The following is a 26,725-nucleotide window of genomic DNA, read 5'->3' as shown; positions in this document are numbered from 1 at the left end:
AGTTCGGTAATTTTCTCAGGATACAAGCAGGGATACAGGGATACAACGGATAAAGGGATACAGGAGTAGATAGCCAGACACAAAAAAACCGGCTCAAGTGGCCGGTTTCTCTGGGTCTGAGAGTCTGGTAGAGACTTTCAGATACTGCTATATGGTGCCCCGAGGGAGACTCGAACTCCCACTCCTTTCGAAAACGGATTTTGAATCCGCCGCGTCTACCAATTCCGCCATCAGGGCTCAATGGCGGCGAAGTATAGAGAGGTGATTACCGTTGGTCAATCACGTTTCATGGTCAATTTTCGATATTTCCGCTAGACTTTCCGGCCCTGCTAGACGAACCCCATCATGCGCGTTGCTGACTTTACTTTCGAGCTTCCTGATTCGCTGATCGCCCGCCATCCGTTGGCCGAGCGTCGCGGTAGTCGCCTGCTGACCCTTGATGGGCCGAGCGGCGCCCTGGCACACCGTCAATTCACTGATTTGCTTGAGCATTTGCGCCCGGGCGATTTGATGGTGTTCAACAATACCCGGGTGATTCCGGCGCGGCTGTTCGGGCAGAAAGCGTCCGGCGGCAAGCTGGAAATTCTCATCGAGCGCGTGCTCGATGCGCACCGCGTGCTGGCCCATGTGCGCTCCAGCAAGTCGCCGAAACCGGGTTCGAAGATCCTTATCGACGGCGGTGGCGAAGCCGAGATGCTCGCGCGTCATGATGCGCTGTTCGAGCTGGGTTTTGCCGAGGAAGTCTTGCCGCTGCTCGATCGCGTCGGGCACATGCCGTTGCCTCCTTATATAGACCGCCCGGATGAAGGCTCGGATCGCGAGCGTTATCAGACCGTGTATGCCCAGCGTCTGGGTGCGGTGGCGGCGCCGACGGCGGGGCTGCATTTCGATGAGCTGTTGATGCAGGCGATTGCTGCCAAGGGCGTCGAGACTGCGTTCGTGACGTTGCACGTCGGCGCGGGGACGTTCCAGCCGGTGCGCGTCGAGAAGATCGAAGATCACCACATGCACAGCGAGTGGCTGGAAGTCGGCCAGGATGTGGTCGATGCGGTCGCTGCGTGCCGGGCGCGTGGCGGTCGGGTGATTGCGGTCGGCACCACCAGCGTGCGTTCGCTGGAAAGCGCGGCGCGCGATGGTGTGCTCAAGCCGTTCAGTGGCGACACCGACATCTTTATCTATCCGGGCCGGCCGTTTCATGTGGTCGATGCCCTGGTGACCAATTTCCATTTGCCGGAATCCACGCTGTTGATGCTGGTTTCCGCGTTTGCCGGTTATCCCGAAACCATGGCCGCCTACAAGGCCGCCGTGGAAAACGGCTACCGCTTTTTCAGTTACGGGGATGCGATGTTCATCACCCGCAATCCCGCTCCAACTGCCCCTGAACAGACAGGCCCAGAGGAAACAGAATGAGTCGCGAATGTCGAATGTCCTTTGAGCTGCTGGCCACCGATGGCAAGGCTCGTCGTGGTCGCCTGACCTTCCCCCGTGGCACCGTCGAGACCCCGGCGTTCATGCCGGTCGGCACCTACGGCACGGTCAAGGGCATGCTGCCGCGCGACATCGTCGCCACTGGCGCGGAAATCATTCTGGGCAACACCTTTCACCTGTGGTTGCGTCCCGGCACTCAAGTGATCAAGGAACATGGCGACCTGCACGATTTCATGCAGTGGAAAGGCCCGATCCTCACCGACTCCGGCGGCTTCCAGGTGTTCAGCCTCGGCGCGATGCGCAAGATCAAGGAGGAGGGCGTGACCTTCGCTTCTCCGGTCGACGGCGCCAAAGTGTTCATGGGCCCGGAAGAATCGATGCAGGTGCAGCGCGATCTCGGTTCCGACATTGTGATGATCTTCGACGAATGCACGCCGTATCCGGCTGACGAAGACGTCGCGCGGGTATCGATGGAGCTGTCGTTGCGTTGGGCCCAGCGTTCGAAGAATGCCCACGGTGACAACACCGCAGCGCTGTTCGGCATCGTTCAGGGCGGCATGCATGAAAACCTGCGCATGCGCTCGCTCGAAGGCCTCGACAAGATCGGCTTCGACGGCCTCGCCATCGGCGGTCTGTCGGTGGGCGAACCGAAGCACGAAATGATCAAGGTGCTGGATTATCTGCCGGGCCAGATGCCCGCTGACAAACCTCGTTACCTTATGGGCGTTGGCAAACCGGAAGATCTGGTTGAGGGTGTGCGCCGCGGGGTGGACATGTTCGATTGCGTGATGCCAACCCGTAATGCCCGCAATGGGCATCTGTTCATCGATACCGGTGTGCTGAAGATCCGTAACGCGTTCCATCGCCATGATGAATCGCCGCTGGATCCGACCTGCGATTGCTACACCTGCCAGAACTTCTCGCGCGCTTATCTGCATCACCTGGACAAGTGCGGCGAAATGCTCGGCAGCATGCTCAATACCATCCATAACTTGCGCCATTATCAGGTGCTCATGGCTGGTTTGCGCGAGGCTATTCAACAGGGTACATTGGCCGCCTTTGTCGATGCCTTCTACGCCAAACGCGGACTTCCCGTCCCGCCTTTGGACTGAGTTTTCTGACCCCAAGATTCAACATTTGCAACTGGAGTGCTAAATGAGCTTTTTTATCTCTAACGCCATGGCTGACGCAGCTGCACCGGCTGCTGCAAGCCCAATGGGCGGCGGCTTCGAGTGGATTTTCCTGGTCGGCTTCCTGGTCATCTTCTACCTGATGATCTGGCGTCCACAGGCCAAGCGCGCCAAAGAGCAGAAGAACCTGCTGAGCAGCCTGCAGAAGGGCGACGAAGTCGTGACCACTGGCGGCATCGCCGGCAAGATCACCAAGGTTGCCGATGACTTCGTGGTTCTGGAAGTTTCCGACACCGTGGAAATGAAGTTCCAGAAAGGCGCCATCGCCGCCACGCTGCCAAAAGGCACGCTGAAAGCGATCTAAGAGCAACAACTTCTACTCAATCGACGGGGCGCGCAAGGCGCCCCGCGTTCATAACGGGCGGCGTGATGCTGAACAAATACCCTCTGTGGAAATACATTCTGATCCTGGCGGTGCTGGCGATCGGTCTGATTTATTCCGCTCCCAATCTTTATCCTGATGACCCGGCCATTCAGATCAGCGGCGCCAGCACGGCTCTGCAGGTCAATGACGCCGATCTGGCTCGCGTCAGCACAGCGCTGAAAGAGTCCGGCATCAACGTCAAGGCGGCTACGCTGACGGCAGGCGGCAAGGGCGGTCTGATCCGTCTGAGCAAGGCTGAAGACCAGCTGCCGGCCAAGGATGTTGTGCGCAAGGCATTGGGTGATGACTACGTCGTCGCGCTGAACCTGGCACAGACCACTCCGCAATGGTTGCGCAACCTCGGTGCGCACCCGATGAAGCTGGGTCTGGACTTGTCCGGTGGTGTGCACTTCCTGCTCGAAGTGGACATGGACAAAGCCCTCGATGCGCGCCTGAAAGTCTACGAAGGCGACGTCAAGAGCCTGCTGCGCAAAGAGAAGCTGCGCTATCGCAGCCTGCCGCAACTGGGCGGTGCCATTCAGTTGGGCTTCAGCGATGAAGATTCTCGCGAACAGGCCCGTGCGCTGATCCGCAAGAACTTCAACGATTTCGACATTGTTCCGGCCGATCTCAACGGTCAACCGGTGCTGCGTCTGGCGATGACCCCGGCCAAGCTGGCGGAAATCCGTGAATACTCCATCAAGCAGAACCTGACCACGGTACGTAACCGCGTCAACGAGCTGGGTGTTGCCGAACCGATCGTGCAGCGTCAGGGCGCCAACCGCATCGTGGTTGAGCTGCCGGGCGTGCAGGACACTGCCGAAGCCAAGCGTATTCTCGGCAAGACGGCCAACCTCGAGTTCCGTCTGGCCGCCGAGCCGGGCGCTTCGAAAGCCACTTCCGAATCGTTCGAATTCCGCGAAGGCAACCGTCCGCCAGCGCAGATCGAGCGTGGTCTGATCATCACCGGTGACCAGGTCACCGACGCCAAGGCCGGTTTCGGCGAGCACGGCACGCCTGAAGTGAACATCCGTCTGGATGGCCACGGTGGCGAGCTGATGAGCCGCGCGACCCGTTCCAACGTCGGTCGCAGCATGGCGGTGATCTTCATCGAACAGCGTCCGGTCACCACTTACACCAAGCAAGTGGTTGATGGCGTCGAGAAAGACGTTGCGGTGCAGACGTTCAAGGAAGAGAAGAAGATCATCAGCCTGGCGACCATTCAGTCGCCGCTGGGTGCGCAGTTCCGCATCACTGGCCTGAACGGTCAGGGCGAGTCGTCCGAGCTGGCGCTGCTGCTGCGTGCCGGTGGTCTGGCTGCACCGATGTACTTCGCTGAAGAGCGCACAATCGGTCCGAGCCTGGGTGCTGACAACATCACCAAAGGTATCGACGCTTCCCTGTGGGGCATGCTGTTCGTATCGCTGTTCATCATCGCCATCTACCGCTTCTTCGGCGTCATCGCCACCGTCGCGCTGGCGGTGAACATGGTGCTGCTGCTGGCATTGATGTCGCTGTTGGGCGCCACGCTGACCCTGCCGGGTATCGCCGGTATCGTCCTGACCATGGGTATGGCGGTCGACGCCAACGTACTGATCTTCTCGCGGATTCGTGAAGAGATCGCCGCCGGCATGACTGTGCAGCGGGCAATCAACGAAGGCTTCGGCCGGGCATTTACTGCGATTCTCGATGCCAACCTGACCACCTTGCTGGTCGGCGGCATTCTCTTCGCCATGGGCACCGGCCCGGTGAAGGGTTTCGCAGTGACCATGTCCCTCGGGATCTTTACCTCGATGTTCACGGCCATCATGGTGACCCGCGCAATGGTCAACCTGATCTTTGGCGGGCGTGACTTCAAGAAGTTGTGGATTTAAGGGGCTGCCATGTTACGTACAATCAACTTCATGGGCGTTCGCAACTTCGCGTTCGGCGTCACCGTGTTGCTTACCGTCATTGCCTTGTTCAGTGTCGCCACCAAGGGCATGAACTGGGGTCTGGACTTCACCGGCGGTACGCTCATCGAGCTGACCTACGAGCGTCCGGCCGATGTCACCAAGGTGCGCGAGCAACTGGCGACTTCCGGTTATCACGAAGCTGTGGTGCAGAACTTCGGCGCCACTACTGACTTGCTGGTGCGCATGCCGGGTGAAGACCCGCAGCTGGGCCATCAGGTCGCAGACGCATTGCAGAAGGTCGGCGGCGACAACCCGGCGACGGTCAAGCGAGTCGAGTTCGTCGGCCCGCAGGTTGGTGAAGAACTGCGCGACCAGGGCGGCCTCGGCATGCTGCTGGCGCTCGGCGGCATCCTGATCTACCTGGCGTTCCGCTTTCAGTGGAAGTTTGCGGTCGGCGCCATTGTGTCGCTGATCCACGACGTGATCGTGACCGTGGGTATCCTCTCGTACTTCCAGATCACCTTCGATCTGACGGTGCTGGCGGCGGTGCTGGCGATCATCGGTTATTCGCTGAACGACACCATCGTGGTTTTCGACCGGGTACGTGAGAACTTCCGTGTGCTGCGTAAGGCGACGCTGATCGAGAACATCAACATCTCGACCACCCAGACCCTGCTGCGCACCATGGCGACGTCGATCTCCACCCTGCTGGCCATCGCGGCACTGTTGTTCTTCGGCGGCGACAACCTGTTCGGCTTCTCCATCGCGCTGTTCATCGGTGTACTGGCGGGTACCTACTCGTCGATCTACATCGCCAACGTGGTGCTGATCTGGCTGAACCTGACCACCGAGGATCTGATTCCTCCGGCCAACACCGAGAAGGAAGTCGACGACCGTCCATAACGGCCAGCGATTTCCCGGCTGTCAGCCAACAAAAGGCGCGAGTTGAACTCGCGCCTTTTTTTGTGCTCCAAGGCTGGGAGAAGCGCGGGCGCGTCCCGCATGTGATGGTCAGGAGGTTCATGTGAACAAGTCGTTGCTGGTTGGTGCGGTATTGGGTGCTGTCGGTGTCACAGCCGGGGGTGCTGTTGCCACCTACAGCCTGGTTAAAAGCGGCCCTGAGTATGCGCAAGTATTAGCCGTTGAGCCGGTCAAGACACAGATCAAGACTCCACGTGAAGTATGCAAGGATGTAACCGTGACCCGGCAGGCGCCGGTCAAGGATCAACACCAGATTCTCGGCACGGCGATCGGTGCCGTAGCCGGTGGTTTGTTGGGTAATCAGGTGGGCGGCGGTACCGGCAAGAAGATTGCCACCGTGGCCGGTGCAGTTGGCGGCGGTTATGCCGGTAACAAGGTGCAGGAAGGTATGCAGAACCGCGACACCTACACCACTACGCAAACTCGCTGCAACACGGTCAATGACATCAGCGACAAGGTCGTCGGCTACGACGTGCGTTACTCGCTCGATGGCAAGGAAGGCAAGGTGCGGATGGATCGCGATCCGGGCAACCAGATTCCGGTCGACAAGGAAGGCAAGCTGATCCTGTCGCAGAATGAGCCGGCTCAGTAAGGATTTACGGTTGTGAAAAGAAGCACCCTGCGGGGTGCTTTTTTTGTACCCGCGATTTCTTCGGCCAGTCGATCTCCTGTTGATTCACCTGATTAGTGTAGGAGCTGCCGAAGGCTGCGATCTTTTGACTTTGTTTTTTGAAAGCAAGATCAAAAGATCGCAGCCTTCGGCAGCTCCTACAGGGAACGGCGTTGAATTGCAGGCATAAAAAAAGCACCCCGGAGGGTGCTTTTTGGTTTCGCGGAAAGCTTAGCGCTTCAGCGAAGCCGGCAGGTGCGGCTGGATCGCCGTCAGCACTGCCTTGAAGCATTTGGTGTTGCCGGCAACGATGTGGCCTTTCTCAAGGAAGTCGTGGCCGCCGGTGAAGTCGCTCACCAGGCCGCCGGCTTCTTGAATCAGCAGGGCGCCTGCAGCCATGTCCCACTCGGACAGGCCCGACTCCCAGAACGCATCGAAACGACCCGCAGCCACGTAAGCCAGGTCCAGGCTCGCCGAACCGGCACGGCGGATGCCGGCAGTCTGGCCAACCAGGGCGCGGAACATGCCCAGGTAGTTGTCGAGGTTGTCCATCTGATCGTCACGGAACGGGAAGCCAGTGCCGAGCAGGGCGCCGTCGAGGCTGGTGCGACCACTGACGCGCAGACGACGACCGTTCAGTTGAGCGCCGCGACCACGGCTGGCGGTGAATTCTTCCTGGCGAACCGGGTCCAGAACCACTGCGTGCTCCAGGCGGCCACGATATTTGCAGGCAATGCTCACTGCAAAGTGCGGAATGCCACGGAGAAAGTTGGTGGTGCCGTCCAGCGGATCGATGATCCACAGGTACTCTTCGCCTTCGATGCCGGTGCCAGCGTGCAGGCCGGTTTCTTCACCCTGAATCGAGTGATTCGGGTAAGCCTTGCGCAGGGCATCGATGATTTTCTGTTCAGCGGCGCGATCGACCTCGGATACGTAATCCTTGGCGTCTTTTTCGTCGACCTTGATGGTATCCAGGCGCTCGATGGAGCGGAAGATCAGTTCACTGGCGCTGCGGGCGGCGCGCAGCGCGATATTCAGCATGGGCTGCATGGATGTGTCACCTAAGGTTGTTAAAGAAAGCCGCGCATTCTATCAGAACTTTTCTTCAGGTGAAGGACGCTGTTCGCTTTCATAGCTTAACGGTAGGCTGTTCTGTAAGATTTCCCCCCCTTTCCTGTGTCCGAGAGCGCCTCCCTTGCTGCAGAACATTCGTGTCGTCCTGGTCAACACCAGCCACCCCGGCAATATCGGCGGGGCCGCGCGCGCCATGAAAAACATGGGTCTGTCGCGACTGGTGCTGGTCGATCCGCGGGTCTTCCCGCACCACGAGGCCGATGCCCGCGCCTCTGGTGCCGGTGACATCCTTGAAAACGCGCAAGTCGTCGCCACCTTGGAAGATGCTCTGGTCGGCTGCAATCTGGTGCTCGGCACCAGCGCCCGCGACCGGCGTATTCCCTGGCCGCTGCTCGATCCGCGCGAATGCGGCAACAAGGTGGTCGAGGAAGCCGGGCAGGGCGCCGAGATTGCTTTGGTGTTCGGCCGTGAAGATTCCGGCCTGACCAATGAAGAGCTGCAGCGATGTCATTTTCACGTGCACATCCCTTCCGACCCGACGTTCAGTTCGCTGAACCTCGGGGCGGCGGTTCAGGTGTTGAGTTATGAAGTGCGCATGGCCTGGCTGGCCGCACAGGGTCAGCCGAGCAAGGTCGAGAAAGAAGAAGTGGCCTCGGTGAAAAGCGCCGAGCTGGCGACCATGGATGAGCTGGAGCGATTCTATGAGCACCTGGAACAGACGCTGGTTGCCATCGAATTCCTCGACCCGGAAAAGCCTCGGCACTTGATGGCGCGCCTGCGCCGGTTGTACGGACGCAGCTCGGTCAGCCGGGCGGAAATGAATATTTTGCGTGGCATCCTCACGGAGACCCAGAAAGCGGCCCGTGGCGAGCTTCTAAAGCGGAAGGATTGAATGATGTTTGAGCGTTTGCGTGAAGATATCCAGAGCGTATTCCATCGAGACCCGGCGGCGCGTAACGCTTTTGAAGTCCTGACCTGCTACCCCGGCATGCATGCGATCTGGATTCATCGTCTGGCCGGCATGCTCTGGCGCAATGAGTTGAAGTGGCTGGCGCGACTGGTGTCGAACTTCGGTCGCTGGCTGACCGGGATCGAGATTCATCCGGGCGCCAAGGTCGGTCGGCGTTTCTTCATCGACCACGGCATGGGCATCGTCATTGGTGAAACCGCCGAGATCGGCGACGACGTGACTATCTATCAGGGTGTGACCCTTGGCGGCACCAGCTGGAACAAAGGCAAGCGCCACCCGACGCTGGGTGATGGCGTGGTGGTCGGCGCTGGCGCCAAGGTGCTTGGCCCGTTCACTGTGGGTGCCGGCGCCAAAGTCGGTTCCAATGCTGTGGTCACCAAGGAAGTGCCGCCGGGCGCCACGGTGGTGGGGATTCCGGGGCGGATCATCGTCAAGACCGATGAAGAGCAGGACGCCAAGCGCAAAGCCATGGCGGAAAAGATCGGTTTCGACGCCTACGGTGTCAGCGAAGACATGCCTGACCCGGTGGCTCGCGCCATCGGCCAGTTGCTCGATCATCTGCAAGCAGTGGACGGGCGCCTGGAAGGCATGTGCGGCGCACTGAAGGATCTGGGCAGCAATTACTGTGCGAAAGATCTTCCTGAACTGCGTGAAGAAGACTTCGCTTGCGTCAAAGGCAAGGACGAATCGAAAGCCGGCTGAACCGCGGCGCTGCTTTTCGCGAGCAGGCTCGCTCCCACAAGAGCAATGCATTCCAATGTGGGAGCGAGCCTGCTCGCGAAGAACGATCACGCGGTTCCGCTGGCTGTCCGCAGCCCGTCTTTGCTATAGTGCGCGCGCTCTTTTGCGGGTAAACCCGACTAAAGCACTAGGTCTTATAGTTGACTTAAATGCTCGGGAATTGCATACTCCCGCCCATTCCGAACTCCGTGGTAACTGTCCATGCGACTGACTACAAAAGGCCGATACGCCGTGACCGCCATGCTTGACCTGGCGTTGCACGCGCAGCACGGGCCGGTGTCTCTGGCCGATATCTCCGAGCGCCAAGGCATCTCCCTGTCCTACCTCGAGCAGCTGTTTGCCAAGCTGCGCCGCAGCAACCTGGTTTCCAGCGTTCGCGGTCCGGGTGGTGGCTACCAGTTGTCCCGCGACATGCAGGGCATCCAGGTCGCCCAGGTGATCGATGCGGTGAACGAATCGGTCGATGCCACCAAGTGCCAGGGCCAGGGCGATTGCCATTCCGGCGATACCTGCCTGACCCATCATCTGTGGTGCGATTTGAGCCTGCAGATTCACGAATTTCTGAGCGGTATCAGCTTGGCCGACCTTGTGACTCGCCGTGAGGTACAAGAAGTGGCCCAGCGTCAGGACCAGCGCCGTTGCAGCAGCAAGGCGCCACGCCTGGACAAGATTGAAGCGTCCGCCGTCGAATGACAGCCGAAGAGCTACCCGCGGCACGCCAGCCCTGATTTAGGAGATAGTCCATGAAATTGCCGATTTACCTTGATTACTCTGCAACCACCCCGGTTGATCCGCGCGTTGCGCAGAAAATGAGTGAATGCCTGCTGGTCGACGGAAACTTCGGTAACCCGGCGTCCCGTTCCCACGTGTTCGGCTGGAAGGCTGAAGAGTCCGTCGAAAACGCTCGTCGTCAGGTGGCCGATCTGGTCAATGCCGACCCGCGCGAAATCGTCTGGACCTCCGGCGCCACCGAATCCGACAACCTGGCGATCAAGGGCGCGGCACATTTCTACGCCTCCAAGGGCAAGCACCTGATCACCAGCAAGATCGAGCACAAGGCAGTCCTCGACACCATGCGCCAGCTGGAGCGTGAAGGCTTCGAAGTCACCTACCTCGAGCCGACCGAAGACGGTCTGATCACCCCGGCAATGATTGACGCCGCACTGCGCGAAGACACCATTCTGGTGTCGGTGATGCACGTCAACAACGAAATCGGCACCATCAACGACATTGCTGCCATCGGCGAGATGCTGCGCGCCAAAGGCGTGCTCTTCCACGTCGACGCGGCTCAGTCCACCGGCAAGGTCGAAATCGATCTGCAGAAGCTGAAAGTCGACATGATGTCGTTCTCCGCCCACAAAACCTACGGCCCTAAAGGCATCGGCGCGCTGTACGTCAGCCGCAAGCCGCGTGTGCGCATCGAAGCGACCATGCACGGCGGCGGTCACGAGCGTGGCATGCGTTCCGGCACTCTGGCGACCCACCAGATCGTCGGCATGGGCGAAGCGTTCCGTGTGGCCAAAGAAGACATGGCTGCCGAAAACGTCCGTATCAAAGCCTTGAGCGACCGTTTCTACAAGCAGGTCGAGCATCTGGAAGAGCTGTACGTCAACGGCAGCCTGACCGCCCGCGTTCCGCACAACCTGAACCTGAGCTTCAACTACGTTGAAGGCGAGTCGCTGATCATGGCACTCAAGGATCTGGCGGTATCGTCCGGTTCGGCCTGCACCTCGGCGTCGCTGGAGCCTTCGTACGTACTGCGCGCCCTGGGCCGCAACGACGAACTGGCACACAGCTCGATCCGCTTTACCTTCGGCCGTTTCACCACCGAAGAAGAAATCGACTACGCCGCGCAGAAAGTCTGCGAGGCCGTTACCAAGCTGCGCGCTCTGTCGCCGCTGTGGGACATGTACAAAGACGGCGTCGATATCTCGAAAATCGAGTGGGCGGCACACTAACTATAGAAGCCGCCGGATACAGATCCTGTAGCGACGCGGCGTTAACGCAGCGCAGTTGCAGGGTCTCAAGAGCGGCCCTGATGAGTGAGGATTGAGAATCATGGCTTACAGCGAAAAGGTCATCGACCACTACGAAAACCCGCGCAACGTCGGCAAGATGAACGCGGAAGATCCTGATGTCGGCACCGGCATGGTCGGCGCTCCGGCGTGCGGCGACGTGATGCGTCTGCAGATCAAGGTCAACGATCAGGGCGTTATCGAAGACGCCAAGTTCAAGACCTACGGTTGCGGTTCGGCAATCGCCTCCAGCTCCCTCGCCACCGAGTGGATGAAGGGCAAGACCCTGGACGAAGCCGAAACCATCAAGAACACTCAGCTGGCCGAAGAACTGGCTTTGCCGCCAGTGAAAATCCACTGCTCCGTGCTCGCAGAAGACGCTATCAAAGCGGCTGTCCGCGATTACAAGCAGAAGAAAGGTTTGATCTGAATTTCAAGATTCGGCGACGAGTAAGGAGTCAACGATGGCTATCAGCATGACAGAAGCGGCTGCTCGACACGTGCGGCGCTCCCTCGATGGGCGCGGCAAAGGTGAAGGGATTCGTCTGGGTGTTCGCACCACAGGCTGTTCCGGCCTTGCCTACGTGCTGGAGTTTGTCGACGAGGTAGTGGCGGAGGATCAGGTGTTCGAGAGTCACGGCGAAAAAGTGATCATCGACCCGAAAAGCCTGGCCTACCTGGACGGCACCGAGCTCGACTTCGTCAAGGAAGGGTTGAACGAAGGCTTCAAGTTCAACAACCCCAACGTGCGCGGTGAATGTGGCTGCGGCGAAAGCTTCAACATCTGAGGCTGGTCGTGGGTATTCCTTGTCATTTCGCTTTATTCGAGCTGCAACCGAGCTTCCGCCTGGACCTCGAGCAGTTGGCCACGCGCTACCGTGAGTTGGCGCGCGGTGTCCATCCTGACCGCTTTGCCGACGCTTCCGAGCGCGAGCAGCGCTCGGCACTCGAGCAATCGGCGCGGCTCAACGACGCCTACCAGACGCTCAAAAGCCCGGCCCAGCGCGCACGCTACCTGCTGAAAATCAGCGGGCATGAAGTGCCGATGGAAGTCACCGTCCACGATCCCGAGTTTCTTCTGCAGCAGATGCAATGGCGCGAAGAGCTCGAAGATCTGCAGGACAGCGCCGACCTCGACGGTGTCGCGGTATTCAAGCGTCGTTTGAAGACGGCTCAGGAACAGCTCAACGAAAGCTTCGCAGCCTGTTGGGATGATGCAGCGCAACGTGAACAGGCCGAACGCCTGATGCGGCGCATGCAGTTCCTCGACAAGCTCACCTACGAAGTGCGCCAGCTGGAAGAGCGCCTCGACGATTAACCCAGTGCTGCCCTGATTGCACGCTGACAGACAGACAAGACCTGATCACCATGGCTCTACTGCAGATCGCCGAACCCGGCCAAAGTCCTCAACCGCACCAGCGCCGTCTGGCTGTGGGCATCGACTTGGGTACTACCAATTCGCTGGTCGCTGCGCTGCGCAGTGGTCTTTCCGAACCGCTGGCCGACGCCAACGGGCAGGTCATCCTGCCGTCCGCCGTGCGTTATCACGCCGACCGCGTCGAAGTCGGTGAGTCCGCCAAGCTGGCGGCATCCTCCGATCCTCTTAACACCGTGCTCTCGGTCAAGCGCTTGATGGGTCGTGGTCTGTCCGACGTCAAGCAATTGGGCGAGCAACTGCCGTACCGCTTTGTCGGCGGCGAATCGCACATGCCGTTCATCGACACCGTGCAAGGCCCGAAAAGCCCAGTTGAAGTCTCCGCCGATATCCTCAAGGTCCTGCGTCAGCGCGCTGAAGCGACCTTGGGTGGCGAACTGGTTGGCGCGGTAATCACCGTTCCTGCCTACTTCGACGATGCGCAGCGTCAGGCCACCAAAGATGCGGCCAAACTCGCCGGTCTGAACGTGTTGCGTCTGCTCAATGAGCCGACCGCTGCTGCTGTGGCGTATGGTCTGGATCAACATGCTGAAGGCCTGGTTGCAATTTATGACCTTGGTGGCGGTACCTTCGATATTTCCATTCTGCGTCTGACTGGCGGCGTTTTCGAAGTTCTGGCCACTGGCGGCGACAGCGCGCTGGGCGGCGATGACTTCGATCATGCGATTGCCGGCTGGATCATCGATAGTGCTGGCCTGTCCGCCGATCTCGACCCGGGCGCGCAACGCAATCTGCTGCAAACCGCCTGCGCGGCCAAAGAAGCCCTGACCGATGCGGCCAGTGTGGAAGTGGCTTACGGCGACTGGAAAGCACAGCTGACCCGCGAAGCCTTCGATGCGCTGATCGAACCGATGGTCGCGCGCAGCCTGAAAGCCTGCCGCCGCGCCGTTCGCGATTCCGGTATCGAACTGGAAGACGTCCACGCCGTGGTCATGGTCGGCGGTTCGACCCGCGTGCCGCGCGTGCGTGAAGCCGTTGCCGAAGCCTTCGGTCGTCAGCCATTGACGGAAATCGACCCGGATCAAGTGGTGGCCATTGGGGCCGCGATCCAGGCCGACACCCTGGCTGGCAACAAGCGCGATGGCGGCGAACTGCTGCTGCTCGACGTGATTCCGCTGTCCCTGGGGCTGGAAACCATGGGCGGGCTGATGGAGAAGGTGATTCCGCGCAACACCACCATCCCCGTCGCGCGCGCCCAGGACTTCACCACTTATAAAGACGGCCAGTCGGCCATGGCGATCCACGTGTTGCAGGGCGAGCGCGAGCTGATCAGCGACTGCCGCTCTCTGGCACGTTTCGAATTGCGCGGCATTCCGGCGATGGTGGCCGGTGCGGCGAAAATTCGCGTGACCTTCCAGGTCGATGCCGACGGTCTGCTCAGCGTGTCTGCCCGTGAATTGGGCTCGGGCGTTGAAGCGAGCATTCAGGTCAAACCTTCCTATGGTCTGACCGATGGCGAAATCGCCAAGATGCTCAAAGATTCGTTCCAGCACGCCAATGACGACAAGGTCGCCCGTGTTCTGCGTGAGCAGCAAGTCGATGCCCAACGCCTGCTCGAAGCGGTGCAGGGCGCGCTGGAGGCCGATGGCGAGCGATTGCTCGACGCCGAAGAGCGCATGGTCATCGAACTGCAAATGCAGGAACTGGCCGAACTGATGAAAGGTACCGATGGCTACGCCATCGAGCAGCAGACCAAGCGTCTGTCGCAAGTGACCGATGCTTTTGCTGCCCGCCGCATGGATCTGACGGTGAAAGCCGCTCTGTCGGGGCGCAACCTGAATGAAATCGAGGATATCTGATGCCGCAGGTCATTTTTCTGCCCCACGAGAAGTTCTGCCCTGAAGGCATGGTGGTCGAGGCTGCGCCCGGCACATCGATTCTCGAACTGGCCCACGAACACCATATCGAGATGGAAAGCGCGTGCGGCGGCGTCTGCGCCTGCACCACCTGCCACTGCATCATCCGCGAGGGTTTTAACTCGCTGGAAGAGGCTGACGAGCTGGAAGAGGATTTCCTTGATCGTGCCTGGGGCCTTGAGGCGCAATCGCGTCTGGCTTGCCAGGCCATCGTCGGTGAGGAAGACCTCACCGTCGAGATTCCGAAATATTCGCTTAACCATGCGGCCGAAGCGCCGCACTGACTGGTAAGACTGTCATGAGCTACGGTTGGAATGATGTTCAACGCATTGCAGAAGAATTGGCGGAAGCCAAGCCGGATGTAGATCCGCTTTCTGTCAATTTCGTCGACCTGCAGCGATGGATCATGGAACTGCCTGACTTCGACAACACCTCCGGCCGTGTCGGCGAGAAGGTGTTGGAAGCGGTTCAGGCGCTCTGGATCGAAGAAGTCGACTGATCGTCCTCGCAGGTTAGGCAATACCAAAGAACCCGCGTATAATTCGCGGGTTTAATTTTTCGCAAATTACCGTTTCTGGAGTTACACCATGGCTGTTCAACGTACTTTCTCCATCATCAAGCCTGACGCCGTTGCTAAAAACGTGATCGGCAAGATCACCACTCGCTTCGAAGACGCTGGCCTGCGCGTTGTAGCTTCGAAACTGAAGCAACTGTCCAAAGCCGAAGCCGAAGGCTTCTACGCTGAGCACAGCGAGCGCGGTTTCTTCGGTGACCTGGTTGCTTTCATGACTTCCGGTCCGGTTGTCGTTCAGGTTCTGGAAGGCGAAAACGCTATCGCTCGCAACCGTGAGCTGATGGGCGCTACCAACCCTAAAGAAGCTGCTGCCGGCACCATCCGTGCTGACTTCGCTGAATCGATCGACGCCAACGCCGTTCACGGTTCGGACTCCGAAGCTGCTGCCGCTCGCGAAATCGCTTACTTCTTCGCAGCTACTGAAGTAACCACTCGTTAAGCATTGCTTGCAGAGTGAAGGTGAATCCATGACTACATCGACTGTTAAAACAAACCTGCTGGGTCTGACCCAGCCGGAAATGGAAAAATTCTTCGACTCAATCGGGGAGAAGCGTTTCCGTGCCGGTCAGGTAATGAAATGGATTCACCACTTTGGCGTCGATGATTTCGACGCCATGACGAACGTCAGCAAAGCCTTGCGCGACAAGCTCAAGGCCATTGCTGAAGTGCGTGGTCCGGAAGTGGTCAGCGAGGACATCTCCAGCGACGGCACCCGTAAATGGGTGGTGCGCGTGGCGTCCGGCAGCTGCGTCGAGACCGTGTACATTCCCCAGGGCAAGCGCGGCACTCTTTGCGTTTCGTCCCAGGCAGGCTGTGCCCTGGATTGCAGTTTCTGCTCCACCGGCAAGCAAGGCTTCAACAGCAACCTCACCGCCGCCGAAGTCATCGGTCAGGTGTGGATTGCCAACAAATCTTTCGGCAGCGTCCCGGCCACCGTCGACCGCGCCATCACCAACGTGGTGATGATGGGCATGGGCGAGCCGTTGCTGAACTTCGACAACGTCGTCGCCGCCATGCATCTGATGATGGATGACCTCGGCTACGGGATCTCCAAGCGCCGCGTGACCCTGTCCACCTCGGGTGTGGTGCCGATGATCGATGAGCTGGCCAAGCACATCGACGTGTCCCTGGCGTTGTCACTGCACGCACCGAATGACGCATTGCGTAACCAATTGGTGCCGATCAACAAGAAATATCCGCTTAAGATGCTGCTCGAGTCGTGCCAGCGCTACATGTCCGCCCTTGGCGAGAAACGTGTGCTGACCATCGAGTACACGTTGCTCAAGGACGTCAACGACAAGCTTGAGCACGCAGTGGAAATGATCGAGCTGCTTAAAGACATCCCGTGCAAGATCAACCTGATCCCATTCAATCCGTTCCCGCACTCCGGGTACGAGCGGCCGAGCAACAATGCCATCCGCCGCTTCCAGGATCAGTTGCATCAGGCCGGTTTCAACGTCACCGTGCGCACCACCCGTGGTGAAGACATCGACGCCGCATGTGGTCAATTGGTAGGGCAGGTGCTGGATCGCACCCGTCGCAGCGAACGTTACATCGCCGTGCGCGAGTTGAGCGCCGACAGCGATCTGGCACAGAACGCCGCGAACACTAACTAAGAGAGGATCTCTATGTCCCTGCGCTTTGCGCTGCTGTTGCTGTTGGCCAGCCTGTGCGCTGGCTGTGTCCTGTCGGGTGACTACAACCCGATGAAGACGAGCAAGGGCCGCGATGAAGCGCGGGCTGCCTACGTGCAGCTGGGGCTGGGCTACCTGCAGCAGGGCATGACCGAACGCGCCAAGGTGCCATTGAAGAAAGCGCTGGAACTGGACGGTTCCGACCCTGACGCCAATGCGGCCCTCGGTCTGGTGTTCCAGGCTGAAATGGAGCCGGCACTTGCCGACGAGCACTTTCGCAAGGCCTTGTCCTCACGTCCCACCGATGCACGCATCCTCAACAACTACGGCAGTTTTCTCTACGAAGAACAGCGCTACAAGGAAGCCTACGAGCGTTTTGAACAAGCGGCCGCCGATACCCTGTATCCTGAGCGCTCGCGGGTCTTCGAAAATCTCGGCATGACCGCCGCCAAGCTTGGCCAGCGTGATCTGGCCCAGCAACAGCTGGAAAAAGCCCTGCGCCTGAATCGCCAACAACCACGCGCATTGCTGGAAATGGCTGAGTTGTCCTTCGAAGACAGGCATTATGTGCCCGCGCGTGACTATTACGACCGTTTCAGCCAGCTCACCGAACAAAATGCACGTAGTCTATTGCTCGGCGTTCGGCTGGCAAAAGTGTTTGAAGATCGCGACAAGGCAGCCAGTTACGGTCTGCAATTAAAACGACTCTATCCCGGTACGCCGGAATATCAGCAATACCTGTCGGAGCAATGATGAAAGCGGCGCATCCCGAAGTTGTAGCAGCGAATCGCGTAAATCCCGGTGAGACCCTGCGCCAGGCCCGCGAAAGCAATGGCTGGTCGCTGGCCGAAGTGGCCCTCAAGCTCAACCTCACCGTGACGTCCCTGAGCAATCTTGAAGCCGGCGCTTTCGACAAGCTGCCGGGGCATACCTTCGCTCGCGGTTACATTCGCGCCTATGCCAAATTGCTCGGCATGGACCAGACCGTTCTGGTTCAGCAATTCGACCAGTCCACCGGTACCGATTCCCAGGGCAGCAACGTTCACGCCCTCGGTCGTATCGAAGAGCCGGTGCGCGTTTCCCACACCATTTTGCGTATCGTCAGCCTGTTGCTGCTGATCGCGGTCATCGGCGGCGGTTTCGTCTGGTGGCAGGATCAGACCTCGCAGCGCACCCGCGATCTGACCAGCCTGGCGCCGGAACACGTCGAAGTCGAAGGCGCTGACGGCACCACGCAGATCCACCCGATCGACGAGCCGGAAGATCAGGCTGTCGCCGAAAATCAGGCCGACAGTTCGACATCGCTGGCCTTGCCGCAGTCGGAAACCAGTGCCGAATCGACCGGCGCCGAATCTGCTGCGCCAGCTACCGAGCCAGCTGCCCCGGCAGTTGCGCCAAGCGCACCGGCACAGACGCCTGCGCCAGTGGCGGCGGCTCCGGCCACTCCAGCGCCGAATGTCCCAGCGACACCTGCCCCGACCGCGCCGGTTGCTCAAGCGCCAAGCGCTGAAGCAGCTGCTCCGGTTGCCGGCGAAGGCCAGGTGCAATTGCAGTTCACCGGCGATTGCTGGGCACAGGTGACCGATGGCCGTGGCAAAGTGATTTTCAGCGGCCTGAAGCATAAAGGCGACAGCGTGAGTGTTTCCGGCAAGCCGCCGCTCGCCGTACGTCTGGGCGTTGCCCGCGCGGCACAGGTCAGCTACAACGGCCAACCGGTCGATATCGCTCCGTTCACCAGTGGCGAGACTGCTCGCCTGAAGTTGGGTCAATAAGTCATGCACGGCGAATCTCCAATCAAACGTCGCGAATCGCGCAAGATCTGGGTCGGCAACGTACCGGTGGGCGGCGACGCGCCGATCGCTGTGCAGAGCATGACCAACAGCGACACCAATGACGTCGCCGCGACCGTGGCGCAGATCAATCGTCTGGAAGCCGCCGGCGTCGACATCGTCCGCGTCTCGGTGCCGGACATGGACGCCGCCGAGGCGTTCGGCAAGATCAAGCAACTGGTCAAAGTGCCGTTGGTGGCTGACATCCACTTCGACTACAAAATCGCCTTGCGCGTGGCCGAACTGGGTGTGGACTGTCTGCGCATCAATCCGGGCAACATCGGTCGCGAAGACCGCGTGCGTGCCGTGGTCGATGCGGCGCGTGATCGCGGCATTCCGATCCGCATCGGCGTCAACGCCGGTTCGCTGGAAAAAGACCTGCAAAAGAAATACGGCGAGCCGACCCCGGCCGCATTGGTCGAATCCGCGCTGCGCCACGTTGAACACCTCGAACGCCTGAATTTCCAGGACTTCAAGGTCAGCGTGAAGGCCTCCGACGTGTTCATGGCCGTCGAAGCCTACCGCCTGCTGGCGAAAGAAATCGTTCAGCCGTTGCACTTGGGCATCACCGAAGCCGGCGGTTTGCGATCGGGCACGGTGAAATCCGCCGTGGGCCTAGGTATGCTGCTCGCCGAAGGGATTGGCGATACTATCCGCATCTCGCTGGCAGCCGACCCGGTCGAGGAAGTGAAGGTCGGTTACGACATTCTCAAGTCTTTGCATCTGCGTTCCCGTGGCATCAACTTCATCGCCTGCCCGAGCTGCTCGCGGCAGAACTTCGATGTGGTCAAGACCATGAACGAGCTGGAAGGGCGCCTTGAAGACCTGCTGGTGCCGCTGGATGTCGCGGTCATCGGTTGCGTGGTCAACGGCCCCGGCGAAGCCAAGGAAGCCCATATCGGCTTGACCGGCGGCACGCCAAACCTGATTTACATCGACGGCAAGCCGTCGCAGAAGCTGACGAATGACAATCTGGTGGACGAGCTGGAAAAGCTGATCCGCCAGAAAGCGGCCGAAAAGGTCGAAGCTGACGCTGCCGTTATCGCGCGCGGCTGATCGAACGAATTAAGGAAATTTTGTGAGCAAGTCTCTGCAAGCCATTCGTGGCATGAACGACATCCTGCCCGAACAGACCCCGCTGTGGCGTTATTTCGAAGGCACTGTGGCGCGTCTGCTGGATAACTACGGTTACAAGCAGATCCGCATGCCCATCGTCGAGTTCACCGAGCTGTTCAAGCGCTCGATCGGCGAAGTCACCGATATCGTCGAAAAAGAGATGTACACCTTCGAAGACCGCAACGGTGATTCCCTGACCCTGCGTCCGGAAGGTACTGCGGCGTGCGTGCGTGCCGTGCTTGAGCACGGCATCACCGGCGGTGGTCAGGTGCAGAAACTCTGGTACATCGGCCCGATGTTCCGCCACGAGCGTCCGCAAAAAGGCCGTTATCGCCAGTTCCACCAGATCGGTCTGGAAGTGTTCAACCTCGACGGTCCGGACATCGACGCCGAGCTGATCATCATGACCTGGCGCCTGTGGGGCGAGCTGGGCATCCGTGATGCGGTCAAGCTCGAACTCAACAGCCTCGGCACCAGCGAATCCCGTGGTCGCTATCGTGAAGCCCTGGTCGAGTACCTCTCGGCGCACCACGACAAGCTCGACGAAGACAGCCAGCGTCGCCTGAAAACCAACCCGCTGCGCGTGCTCGACACGAAAAATGCCGACACCCAGGCCGTGCTGGTCGATGCGCCGAAAATGGCCGATTACCTCGACGACGAGTCCCGCGCTCACTTTGAAGGCCTGAAGGCGCGTCTGGATGCCGTCGGCATTCCTTACGTGCTCAACCCGAAACTGGTGCGTGGCCTCGATTACTACAGCAAAACCGTTTTCGAATGGGTCACCGACAAGCTCGGCGCCCAGGGCACCGTGTGCGCGGGCGGCCGTTACGACGGTCTGGTCGAGCAGATGGGCGGCAAGCCAACCCCGGGCGTCGGTTTCGCCATGGGCATCGAGCGTCTGGTATTGATGCTCGAAACCCTTGAGCAGATTCCGCAGGAAATTTCCCGTCAGGTCGACGTCTACCTCTGCGCCTTCGGTGAAGAGGCCGAGCTGGCCGGTCTGGCCCTGGCCGAACGTGTTCGCGATGAACTTCCAAACCTGCGCCTGCAAGTCAATGCCGGCGCCGGCAGTTTCAAAAGCCAGTTCAAGAAGGCCGACAAGAGCGGTGCGCTGTACGCATTGATCCTCGGTGACGACGAAATGGCCCAGCAAGTGGTAGGTTTCAAACCCCTGCGTGGCCAGGGCGAACAACAAAGCATTGCCTGGGATGCGCTTGCCGCTCACCTGGCCACCTGCGTCGTGCAGGGTTGAAGCTGTCTTAACAGCCGATTTAGCGATTAAGGAGTATTGGGGTGTCGAGTACCGAAGACGAACAGTTGGCGGATTTGAAGGACTGGTGGACACGCAACGGCAAACCTCTGGTCACCGGCGGCCTGTTGGCGCTGGTCATCGTGTTCGGCTGGCAGGCCTGGCACAAGTACCAGAGCAACCAGTCGCAAGGCGCCTCGGTGCTCTATCAGCAATTGCTGGAAACCACGCTGACGCCTGACGGCAAGCCTGATGCCGCCCGCGTTGCGGATCTGGCCGGCAAGCTCAACAGCGAGTACGGCGGTTCTGCCTATGCGCAATACGGCAGCCTGTTCGTCGCCAAAGTGGCGGTCGACAGCGGCAAGCTGGACGACGCGGCAACCGAACTCAAAGCCATCGTCGACAAACCGGCCAACCCGGCGCTGGGCGAAATCGCCCGTCAGCGTCTGGCGCAGGTGCTGGGCGCGCAGGACAAGGCCGAAGACGCCCTGAAACTGCTCGACGGCGATGCCGACAAAGCGTTCCTGGCCACTCGCGAAGAACTCAAGGGCGACCTGCTGGTGCGCTTGGGCCGTACCGATGACGCGAACAAGGCGTATCAAAAAGCCAAGGCGGCACTGTCGGATGAAGCGGCGGTCGGTGGCCTTCAAATCAAGCTCGACGACCTGGCCAAAGGGGATGCGTGACGTGATCCGTTGGAAGCATGCAGCATTGCTGGCTCTGGCCCTTCTGGCCGCGGGTTGCAGCAGCAACAGCAAGAAAGAATTGCCACCGGCCGAACTGACCGACTTCAAAGAAGAAGTCGTTCTGCAGAAGCAGTGGAGCCGCTCGATCGGTGACGGTCAGGGCGAAACCTACAACATGCTGGTGCCGGCGATCGACGGTGACACCATCTACGCCGCCGATGTGACTGGTGTGGTGATGGCGCTGGATCGCAGCAACGGCGATGTGAAGTGGGACCAGGATCTGGAACTGCCTGTCTCCGGCGCCGTTGGCGTGGGTTACGGTCTGGTACTGATCGGTACCCTGCGTGGCGAAGTCGTCGCTCTGGACACCAGCAACGGTGAAGAGAAGTGGCGTGCCCGCGTCAACAGTGAAGTGCTCGCGCCGCCGGCCAACAACGGCGACGTGGTCGTCGTGCAGACCCAGGACGATCGTTTGATCGGTCTGGACGCTGCCACCGGCAACCAGCGCTGGGTGTATGACAGCACCCCGGCGGTCCTGACCCTGCGTGGCACGAGTGCTCCGCTGGTGACCAACCGTCTGGCCGTAGCTGGCCTGTCGACCGGTAAAGTGGTCGCGCTGGACATCTCCAACGGCGTGCCGGTGTGGGAACAACGCATCGCCATTCCACAAGGTCGTTCGGAGCTGGAGCGCGTCGTCGACATCGACGGCGGTCTGCTGCTGTCGGGCGGCACGCTGTACGTGGCCAGCTATCAGGGTCGCGTTGCGGCACTGGACCTGGAAAGCGGTCGTCAACTGTGGCAGCGCGATGCGTCGAGCTACGCCGGTATCGCTCAAGGTTTCGGCAGCGTCTACGTGAGCCTGTCCTCGGGCACCGTTGAAGGCGTCGATGAGCGTTCCACCACCGCACTGTGGAGCAACGACTCGCTGGCTCGCCGTCAACTGTCGGCTCCGGAAGTGTTCTCCAGCTACGTAGCTGTGGGTGACCTGGAAGGTTATCTGCATCTGCTGAGTCAGGTCGACGGTCGTTTCGTCGGCCGTGAGCGCATCGACAGCGACGGCCTGCGTGCCCGTCCGCTGGTGGTGGGCGACACGATTTATGTGTATGGCAACAGCGGCAAACTGGAAGCCCTGACCATCAAGTAACAACTATGCTTGGGGTTCATCCCCAAGCGGCCCTGCATCAGCAGGGTTTGCAGCGCCCCCGGGTGTTGCCCCGAGCACCAGCCGCTGCCTCGCAGCGGCTTTTGTATTTTCTGAAATAACGAAGTGGAGAGCCGCATGGTTCCCGTAATCGCCCTGGTGGGCCGACCGAACGTCGGCAAGTCCACCTTGTTCAACCGCCTGACCAGGACTCGTGACGCCATCGTCGGCGACCTGTCCGGTCTGACCCGTGATCGCCAGTACGGTGAGGCCAAGTGGCAAGGGCGTTCCTACATTCTGATCGACACCGGCGGTATCTCCGGTGACGAACATGGTATGGACGAAAAAATGGCCGAGCAGTCGCTGCTGGCCATCGAAGAAGCCGATGTGGTGCTGTTTCTGGTAGATGCCAAGGCCGGTTTTACCGCTGCCGACCAGATGATCGCCGAGCATTTGCGCAAACGTAACAAGCGTTCCCACGTGGTTGCCAACAAGGTCGACAACATCGACCCGGAAATGGCCCGCGCCGAATTCGCCCCGCTGGGCATGGGCCACGCGATCCCGATCGCCGGCGCCCACGGCCGTGGCATCACGCAACTGCTGGAAGCCGCCCTGAGCGAATTCCCGCGCGATGATGACGAGCCGGCTGAAGGTGAAGAGGAAGAAGTCGTTGCCGAAGGCGAGGAAGCCAAGCGCATTCCTGGTCCGAGCGAAAAAGACGGGATCAAGATCGCCATCATCGGTCGTCCGAACGTCGGCAAGTCGACCCTGGTCAACCGCATGCTCGGTGAAGACCGGGTCATCGTGTACGACCAGCCGGGCACCACCCGCGACAGCATCTACATTCCGTTCGAGCGCAATGAAGAGAAGTACACGCTGATCGACACCGCCGGTGTGCGCAAGCGCGGCAAGATCCACGAAGAAGTCGAAAAATTCTCCGTGGTCAAAACCCTGCAGGCGATCAAAGACGCCAACGTGGTGATCTTCGTGATGGACGCCCGCGAGGGTGTGGTCGATCACGACCTGAACCTGCTGGGCTTCGCGATCGAATCCGGTCGTGCGCTGGTCATCGCGATCAACAAGTGGGATGGCATGACGCCGAGCGAGCGCGACTTTGTGAAAGTCGAGCTGCAACGTCGTCTGTTCTTCGTCGACTACGCCGACATTCACTTCATCTCGGCGTTGCACGGCACGGGCGTGGGCAACCTCTACGCTTCGGTGCAGAACTCGTTCAAGTCCGCTGTTACCCGCTGGCCGACCAACCGTCTGACCCAGATTCTGGAAGATGCGGTGGGCGAGCACGCGCCGCCAATGGTCAACAACCGCCGGATCAAGCTGCGTTACGCTCACTTGGGTGGTGCGAACCCGCCGATCATCGTGATCCACGGTAACCAGATCGAGAAAGTGCCGAAGTCGTACGTGCGCTATCTGGAGAACACTTACCGTCGTGTACTCAAGCTGGTCGGTACGCCGATCCGCATCGAGTTCAAGGGCGGCGAGAACCCGTACGAAGGCAACAAGAACACGCTGACCGACCGCCAGGTCAACAAGAAGCGTCGCTTGATGTCGCACAACAAGAAAGCCAGCAAGAAGCGCCGCGACAAGAAGTGATCCGAGGCCCTGCACAATTTTGTGTGGGGCTTTTGTGGCGAGGGGATTTATCCCCGATGGGCTGCGCAGCAGCCCCAAAACCTGTGTCCGCGGTGTATCAGTCAAACCGCATTCAACGGGTTTGCGACTGCTTCGCAGCCGGAACGGGGATAAATCCCCTCGCCACAGGATTGGGTTTGTTCAATGAGAGAAGGGCGCCGTTTGGCGCCCTTTTTTTATGGGCGCCGGATGGGCTATCCTCGGGCTCTCCCGCGCCGTCGTCAGAGCCGGGTGTTGAGCAGAGAACCCCCGATGATCACCAGCAAGCTGCCGAATGTCGGCATCACTATTTTCACGCAGATGTCTCAGCTCGCGGCGCAGACCGGCGCGATCAACCTGTCCCAGGGTTTCCCGGATTTCGACGGCCCGCAGTTGTTGCGTGATGCGGTCGGGCGGCATATCGCCAGTGGCCATAACCAGTATTCGCCGATGACCGGTTTGCCGGCGTTGCGTCAGCAGATCGCGGCCAAGATCGCGCGCAGCTATGGCGTGACTGTCGATGCCGATCATGAAGTGACGGTAACGCCCGGTGCGACTCAGGCAATCTTCTGCGCGATTCAGGCAGTGATTCACAGCGGCGATGAAGTCATCGTCTTCGATCCGTGCTACGACAGCTACGCACCGGCAACGGAGCTGGCGGGTGGCCGTTGCGTGCATGTGCAACTGAACCCGGACGATTTCACCATCGATTTCGACCAGCTCGCCGCGGCCCTGAGCCCGCGCACGAAAATGATCGTCATCAACACCCCGCACAACCCGAGCGGCGCATTGATCAGCCGCGACGAGCTCGATCAACTGGCGGCGTTGATCCGTGATCGCGACATCTATCTGATCAGCGACGAAGTCTACGAACACCTGGTCTTCGACGGCGTGCCGCATGTCAGCGTGCTGGCCCATGAAGAGTTGTATCAGCGCGCGTTCGTGGTCAGTTCGTTCGGCAAGACGTACCACGTCACCGGCTGGAAAACCGGCTATGTCGTCGCCCCGCCAGCCCTGACAGCCGAACTGCGCAAGGTGCATCAGTACGTCAGTTTCTGTGGCGTCACGCCGCTGCAATACGCGCTGGCCGATTACATGGCCGAGCACCCGGAACACGTTGAAGAGCTGCCGGGTTTCTATCAGGCCAAGCGCGATCTGTTCTGCGATCTGCTCGCGCCTTCGCGCTTCAGTTTTACCCGGGTCACCGGTACCTATTTCCAGTTGGTCGATTATTCGCAGATCCGTCCGGATCTAAACGATGTCGACATGGCCATGTGGATGACCCGCGAGCACGGTGTCGCGAGCATTCCGGTGTCGGTGTTCTACCAGAACCCACCGCAAGGCCAGCGCCTGATACGTCTGTGCTTTGCCAAACGCGAGGAGACGCTGCGTGAAGCGGCGGCGAAACTATGCGTGATCTGAGTGCATTGCCAGACCTGACCCTGGCGTTGATCCAGACCAGCCTGGCCTGGCACGATCGCCAGGCCAACCTCGAGCATTTCGAGCTGCTGCTGGAGCAGGCCCGTGGTGCCGATCTGATTATCCTGCCGGAGATGTTCACCACCGGTTTTTCCATGGAGTCGGAAACCCTCGCCGAAGCGGAAAACGGCCCGACCAGCAAATGGCTGCGGGCGCAGGCGGCCAAGTTCGATGCGGTCATCACTGGCAGCGTGATTGTTCAGGCGGCTGACGGCAGCCATCGCAACCGCCTGCTCTGGGCGCGGCCTGACGGCGAAGTGCTGCATTACGACAAGCGTCACCTGTTTCGTATGGCCGGCGAGCACAACCATTACACGCCGGGCGAGCGTCAGGTGCAGTTCGAGCTCAAGGGCTGGCGGATTCGTCCGCTGATCTGCTACGACCTGCGTTTCCCGGTGTGGAGCCGCGACGCGCAGGACACCGATCTGCTGCTGTACACCGCGAACTGGCCGGGCGCACGGCGTCTGCACTGGAACCGCCTGCTGCCGGCACGAGCGATTGAAAATCTCTGCTACGTGGCAGCGGTAAATCGGGTGGGCAGCGATGGCAAAGGCTTCGCGTATACCGGCGACAGTCAGGTGCTGGATTTCCAGGGCGAGACGTTGCTGGCGGCGGGGGAGGCGGATGGCGTGTTCAAGGTGATTGTGGAAGCGGCGCCGTTGGCGGCGTATCGCGAGCGCTTTCCGGCGAACCTGGATGCCGACACTTTCGAGTTCACCTGATACTCCCAGCGCCTGTCAGGACGCCTTCGCGAGCAGGCTCGCTCCCACAGGGAAATGCATTCCAAATGTGGGAGCGAGCCTGCTCGCGAAGGGGCCATAAAAGTCAG

General features: G+C 60.0%; 28 protein-coding genes and 1 tRNA gene. 27 read left to right on the top strand and 2 right to left on the bottom strand.

The features are described 5' to 3' along the window. Window positions 1-152: 152 nt before the first annotated feature. Window positions 153-237, bottom strand: a tRNA-Leu gene (locus AB9L16_RS20850). A gap of 108 nt (window positions 238-345) precedes the next feature. Here AB9L16_RS20850 and queA point away from each other — a divergent pair. The 6 genes from queA to AB9L16_RS20820 all read left to right on the top strand — a co-directional run bounded on the left by queA (window position 346) and on the right by AB9L16_RS20820 (window position 6,450). After that, window positions 346-1,410: a tRNA preQ1(34) S-adenosylmethionine ribosyltransferase-isomerase QueA gene (gene queA, locus AB9L16_RS20845; protein WP_095181702.1), complete on the top strand. Its 1,065-nt coding sequence runs from the start codon at window positions 346-348 to the stop codon at window positions 1,408-1,410. A gap of 14 nt (window positions 1,411-1,424) precedes the next feature. Continuing rightward, window positions 1,425-2,540 (top strand): tRNA guanosine(34) transglycosylase Tgt, encoded by a 1,116-nt coding sequence (gene tgt / locus AB9L16_RS20840; RefSeq protein ID WP_160768392.1) that lies wholly within the window; start codon window positions 1,425-1,427, stop codon window positions 2,538-2,540. A 43-nt stretch (window positions 2,541-2,583) separates the two neighbouring features. Beyond that, window positions 2,584-2,922 carry a preprotein translocase subunit YajC gene (gene yajC, locus AB9L16_RS20835; RefSeq protein ID WP_016773317.1) on the top strand — a complete coding sequence of 113 codons (339 nt, stop codon included), beginning with the start codon at window positions 2,584-2,586 and terminating at the stop codon, window positions 2,920-2,922. Window positions 2,923-2,987: 65 nt separating this feature from the next. Next, window positions 2,988-4,856 carry a protein translocase subunit SecD gene (gene secD, locus AB9L16_RS20830; protein ID WP_016773318.1) on the top strand — a complete coding sequence of 623 codons (1,869 nt, stop codon included), beginning with the start codon at window positions 2,988-2,990 and terminating at the stop codon, window positions 4,854-4,856. Between the two features lie 9 nt (window positions 4,857-4,865). Continuing rightward, complete coding sequence (gene secF / locus AB9L16_RS20825) at window positions 4,866-5,780, top strand: protein translocase subunit SecF (protein WP_252868239.1); 915 nt, start codon at window positions 4,866-4,868, stop codon at window positions 5,778-5,780. 121 nt (window positions 5,781-5,901) lie between these two features. After that, the gene (locus AB9L16_RS20820) at window positions 5,902-6,450 is read left to right on the top strand and encodes a glycine zipper 2TM domain-containing protein (RefSeq protein ID WP_041479931.1); all 549 of its coding nucleotides are present in this window, start codon (window positions 5,902-5,904) and stop codon (window positions 6,448-6,450) included. 249 nt (window positions 6,451-6,699) lie between these two features. Here AB9L16_RS20820 and suhB read toward each other — a convergent pair whose 3' ends face one another. Continuing rightward, window positions 6,700-7,518: an inositol-phosphate phosphatase gene (gene suhB, locus AB9L16_RS20815; RefSeq protein WP_016773320.1), complete on the bottom strand. Its 819-nt coding sequence runs from the start codon at window positions 7,516-7,518 to the stop codon at window positions 6,700-6,702. A gap of 145 nt (window positions 7,519-7,663) precedes the next feature. On the opposite strand from suhB, the gene trmJ reads away from it, so the two are divergent. From trmJ to AB9L16_RS20710, 21 genes are all read left to right on the top strand, one after another. Further along, complete coding sequence (gene trmJ, locus AB9L16_RS20810) at window positions 7,664-8,434, top strand: tRNA (cytosine(32)/uridine(32)-2'-O)-methyltransferase TrmJ (RefSeq protein WP_041479930.1); 771 nt, start codon at window positions 7,664-7,666, stop codon at window positions 8,432-8,434. 3 nt (window positions 8,435-8,437) lie between these two features. Beyond that, window positions 8,438-9,214, top strand: coding sequence for a serine O-acetyltransferase (gene cysE / locus AB9L16_RS20805; RefSeq protein ID WP_024014221.1), 777 nt, complete (start codon window positions 8,438-8,440; stop codon window positions 9,212-9,214). A gap of 240 nt (window positions 9,215-9,454) precedes the next feature. Then, window positions 9,455-9,946, top strand: coding sequence for a Fe-S cluster assembly transcriptional regulator IscR (gene iscR / locus AB9L16_RS20800; protein WP_016773323.1), 492 nt, complete (start codon window positions 9,455-9,457; stop codon window positions 9,944-9,946). A gap of 50 nt (window positions 9,947-9,996) precedes the next feature. Then, a complete protein-coding gene (locus tag AB9L16_RS20795) occupies window positions 9,997-11,211 on the top strand; it encodes an IscS subfamily cysteine desulfurase (RefSeq protein ID WP_016773324.1) in 1,215 nt (404 codons plus the stop codon). 100 nt (window positions 11,212-11,311) lie between these two features. Then, window positions 11,312-11,698, top strand: a complete 387-nt coding sequence (gene iscU / locus AB9L16_RS20790) for a Fe-S cluster assembly scaffold IscU (RefSeq protein ID WP_003227907.1) — start codon at window positions 11,312-11,314, stop codon at window positions 11,696-11,698. Between the two features lie 34 nt (window positions 11,699-11,732). Then, window positions 11,733-12,056 carry an iron-sulfur cluster assembly protein IscA gene (gene iscA / locus AB9L16_RS20785; RefSeq protein ID WP_003227904.1) on the top strand — a complete coding sequence of 108 codons (324 nt, stop codon included), beginning with the start codon at window positions 11,733-11,735 and terminating at the stop codon, window positions 12,054-12,056. Window positions 12,057-12,064: 8 nt separating this feature from the next. After that, window positions 12,065-12,586: a co-chaperone HscB gene (gene hscB, locus AB9L16_RS20780; protein ID WP_056790165.1), complete on the top strand. Its 522-nt coding sequence runs from the start codon at window positions 12,065-12,067 to the stop codon at window positions 12,584-12,586. A 50-nt stretch (window positions 12,587-12,636) separates the two neighbouring features. Continuing rightward, on the top strand, window positions 12,637-14,502 hold the full coding sequence (gene hscA / locus AB9L16_RS20775; protein WP_375122645.1) for a Fe-S protein assembly chaperone HscA: 1,866 nt from the start codon (window positions 12,637-12,639) through the stop codon (window positions 14,500-14,502). Beyond that, a complete protein-coding gene (gene fdx / locus AB9L16_RS20770; RefSeq protein WP_076564048.1) occupies window positions 14,502-14,843 on the top strand; it encodes an ISC system 2Fe-2S type ferredoxin in 342 nt (113 codons plus the stop codon). The genes hscA and fdx overlap by 1 nt, the downstream gene beginning before the upstream one ends. 14 nt (window positions 14,844-14,857) lie before the next feature. Then, window positions 14,858-15,058 (top strand): Fe-S cluster assembly protein IscX, encoded by a 201-nt coding sequence (gene iscX, locus AB9L16_RS20765; RefSeq protein ID WP_027619659.1) that lies wholly within the window; start codon window positions 14,858-14,860, stop codon window positions 15,056-15,058. 88 nt (window positions 15,059-15,146) lie between these two features. Then, the gene (gene ndk / locus AB9L16_RS20760; RefSeq protein WP_024014216.1) at window positions 15,147-15,572 is read left to right on the top strand and encodes a nucleoside-diphosphate kinase; all 426 of its coding nucleotides are present in this window, start codon (window positions 15,147-15,149) and stop codon (window positions 15,570-15,572) included. A gap of 28 nt (window positions 15,573-15,600) precedes the next feature. Next, on the top strand, window positions 15,601-16,749 hold the full coding sequence (gene rlmN, locus AB9L16_RS20755; RefSeq protein WP_024014215.1) for a 23S rRNA (adenine(2503)-C(2))-methyltransferase RlmN: 1,149 nt from the start codon (window positions 15,601-15,603) through the stop codon (window positions 16,747-16,749). A gap of 12 nt (window positions 16,750-16,761) precedes the next feature. Further along, complete coding sequence (gene pilW / locus AB9L16_RS20750; RefSeq protein ID WP_073473307.1) at window positions 16,762-17,520, top strand: type IV pilus biogenesis/stability protein PilW; 759 nt, start codon at window positions 16,762-16,764, stop codon at window positions 17,518-17,520. Next, window positions 17,520-18,539 (top strand): RodZ domain-containing protein, encoded by a 1,020-nt coding sequence (locus tag AB9L16_RS20745; protein WP_375122643.1) that lies wholly within the window; start codon window positions 17,520-17,522, stop codon window positions 18,537-18,539. The genes pilW and AB9L16_RS20745 overlap by 1 nt, the downstream gene beginning before the upstream one ends. A 3-nt stretch (window positions 18,540-18,542) precedes the next feature. Further along, a complete protein-coding gene (gene ispG, locus AB9L16_RS20740) occupies window positions 18,543-19,652 on the top strand; it encodes a flavodoxin-dependent (E)-4-hydroxy-3-methylbut-2-enyl-diphosphate synthase (RefSeq protein ID WP_016773332.1) in 1,110 nt (369 codons plus the stop codon). 22 nt (window positions 19,653-19,674) lie between these two features. Then, window positions 19,675-20,964, top strand: coding sequence for a histidine--tRNA ligase (hisS, locus tag AB9L16_RS20735; protein WP_024014212.1), 1,290 nt, complete (start codon window positions 19,675-19,677; stop codon window positions 20,962-20,964). Between the two features lie 41 nt (window positions 20,965-21,005). Next, a complete protein-coding gene (locus tag AB9L16_RS20730; RefSeq protein WP_056790153.1) occupies window positions 21,006-21,647 on the top strand; it encodes a tetratricopeptide repeat protein in 642 nt (213 codons plus the stop codon). Then, window positions 21,640-22,791: an outer membrane protein assembly factor BamB gene (gene bamB / locus AB9L16_RS20725; protein ID WP_016773335.1), complete on the top strand. Its 1,152-nt coding sequence runs from the start codon at window positions 21,640-21,642 to the stop codon at window positions 22,789-22,791. The genes AB9L16_RS20730 and bamB overlap by 8 nt, the downstream gene beginning before the upstream one ends. Before the next feature lie 135 nt (window positions 22,792-22,926). After that, window positions 22,927-24,399, top strand: a complete 1,473-nt coding sequence (gene der / locus AB9L16_RS20720) for a ribosome biogenesis GTPase Der (RefSeq protein ID WP_024014210.1) — start codon at window positions 22,927-22,929, stop codon at window positions 24,397-24,399. 291 nt (window positions 24,400-24,690) lie between these two features. After that, on the top strand, window positions 24,691-25,839 hold the full coding sequence (locus AB9L16_RS20715; protein WP_375122642.1) for a pyridoxal phosphate-dependent aminotransferase: 1,149 nt from the start codon (window positions 24,691-24,693) through the stop codon (window positions 25,837-25,839). Then, window positions 25,827-26,618: an amidohydrolase gene (locus AB9L16_RS20710; RefSeq protein ID WP_375122641.1), complete on the top strand. Its 792-nt coding sequence runs from the start codon at window positions 25,827-25,829 to the stop codon at window positions 26,616-26,618. The genes AB9L16_RS20715 and AB9L16_RS20710 overlap by 13 nt, the downstream gene beginning before the upstream one ends. The last annotated feature ends 107 nt before the right edge of the window (window positions 26,619-26,725 follow it).

Origin of the sequence: Pseudomonas sp. LW8 (assembly GCF_041956865.1) — a bacterium.
In the GTDB taxonomy this organism is placed as follows: Bacteria; Pseudomonadota; Gammaproteobacteria; order Pseudomonadales; family Pseudomonadaceae; genus Aquipseudomonas; species Aquipseudomonas siliginis.
Note: the sequence above shows the minus strand (reverse complement) of the source record. Positions and strands in the feature narration are given on the sequence as shown.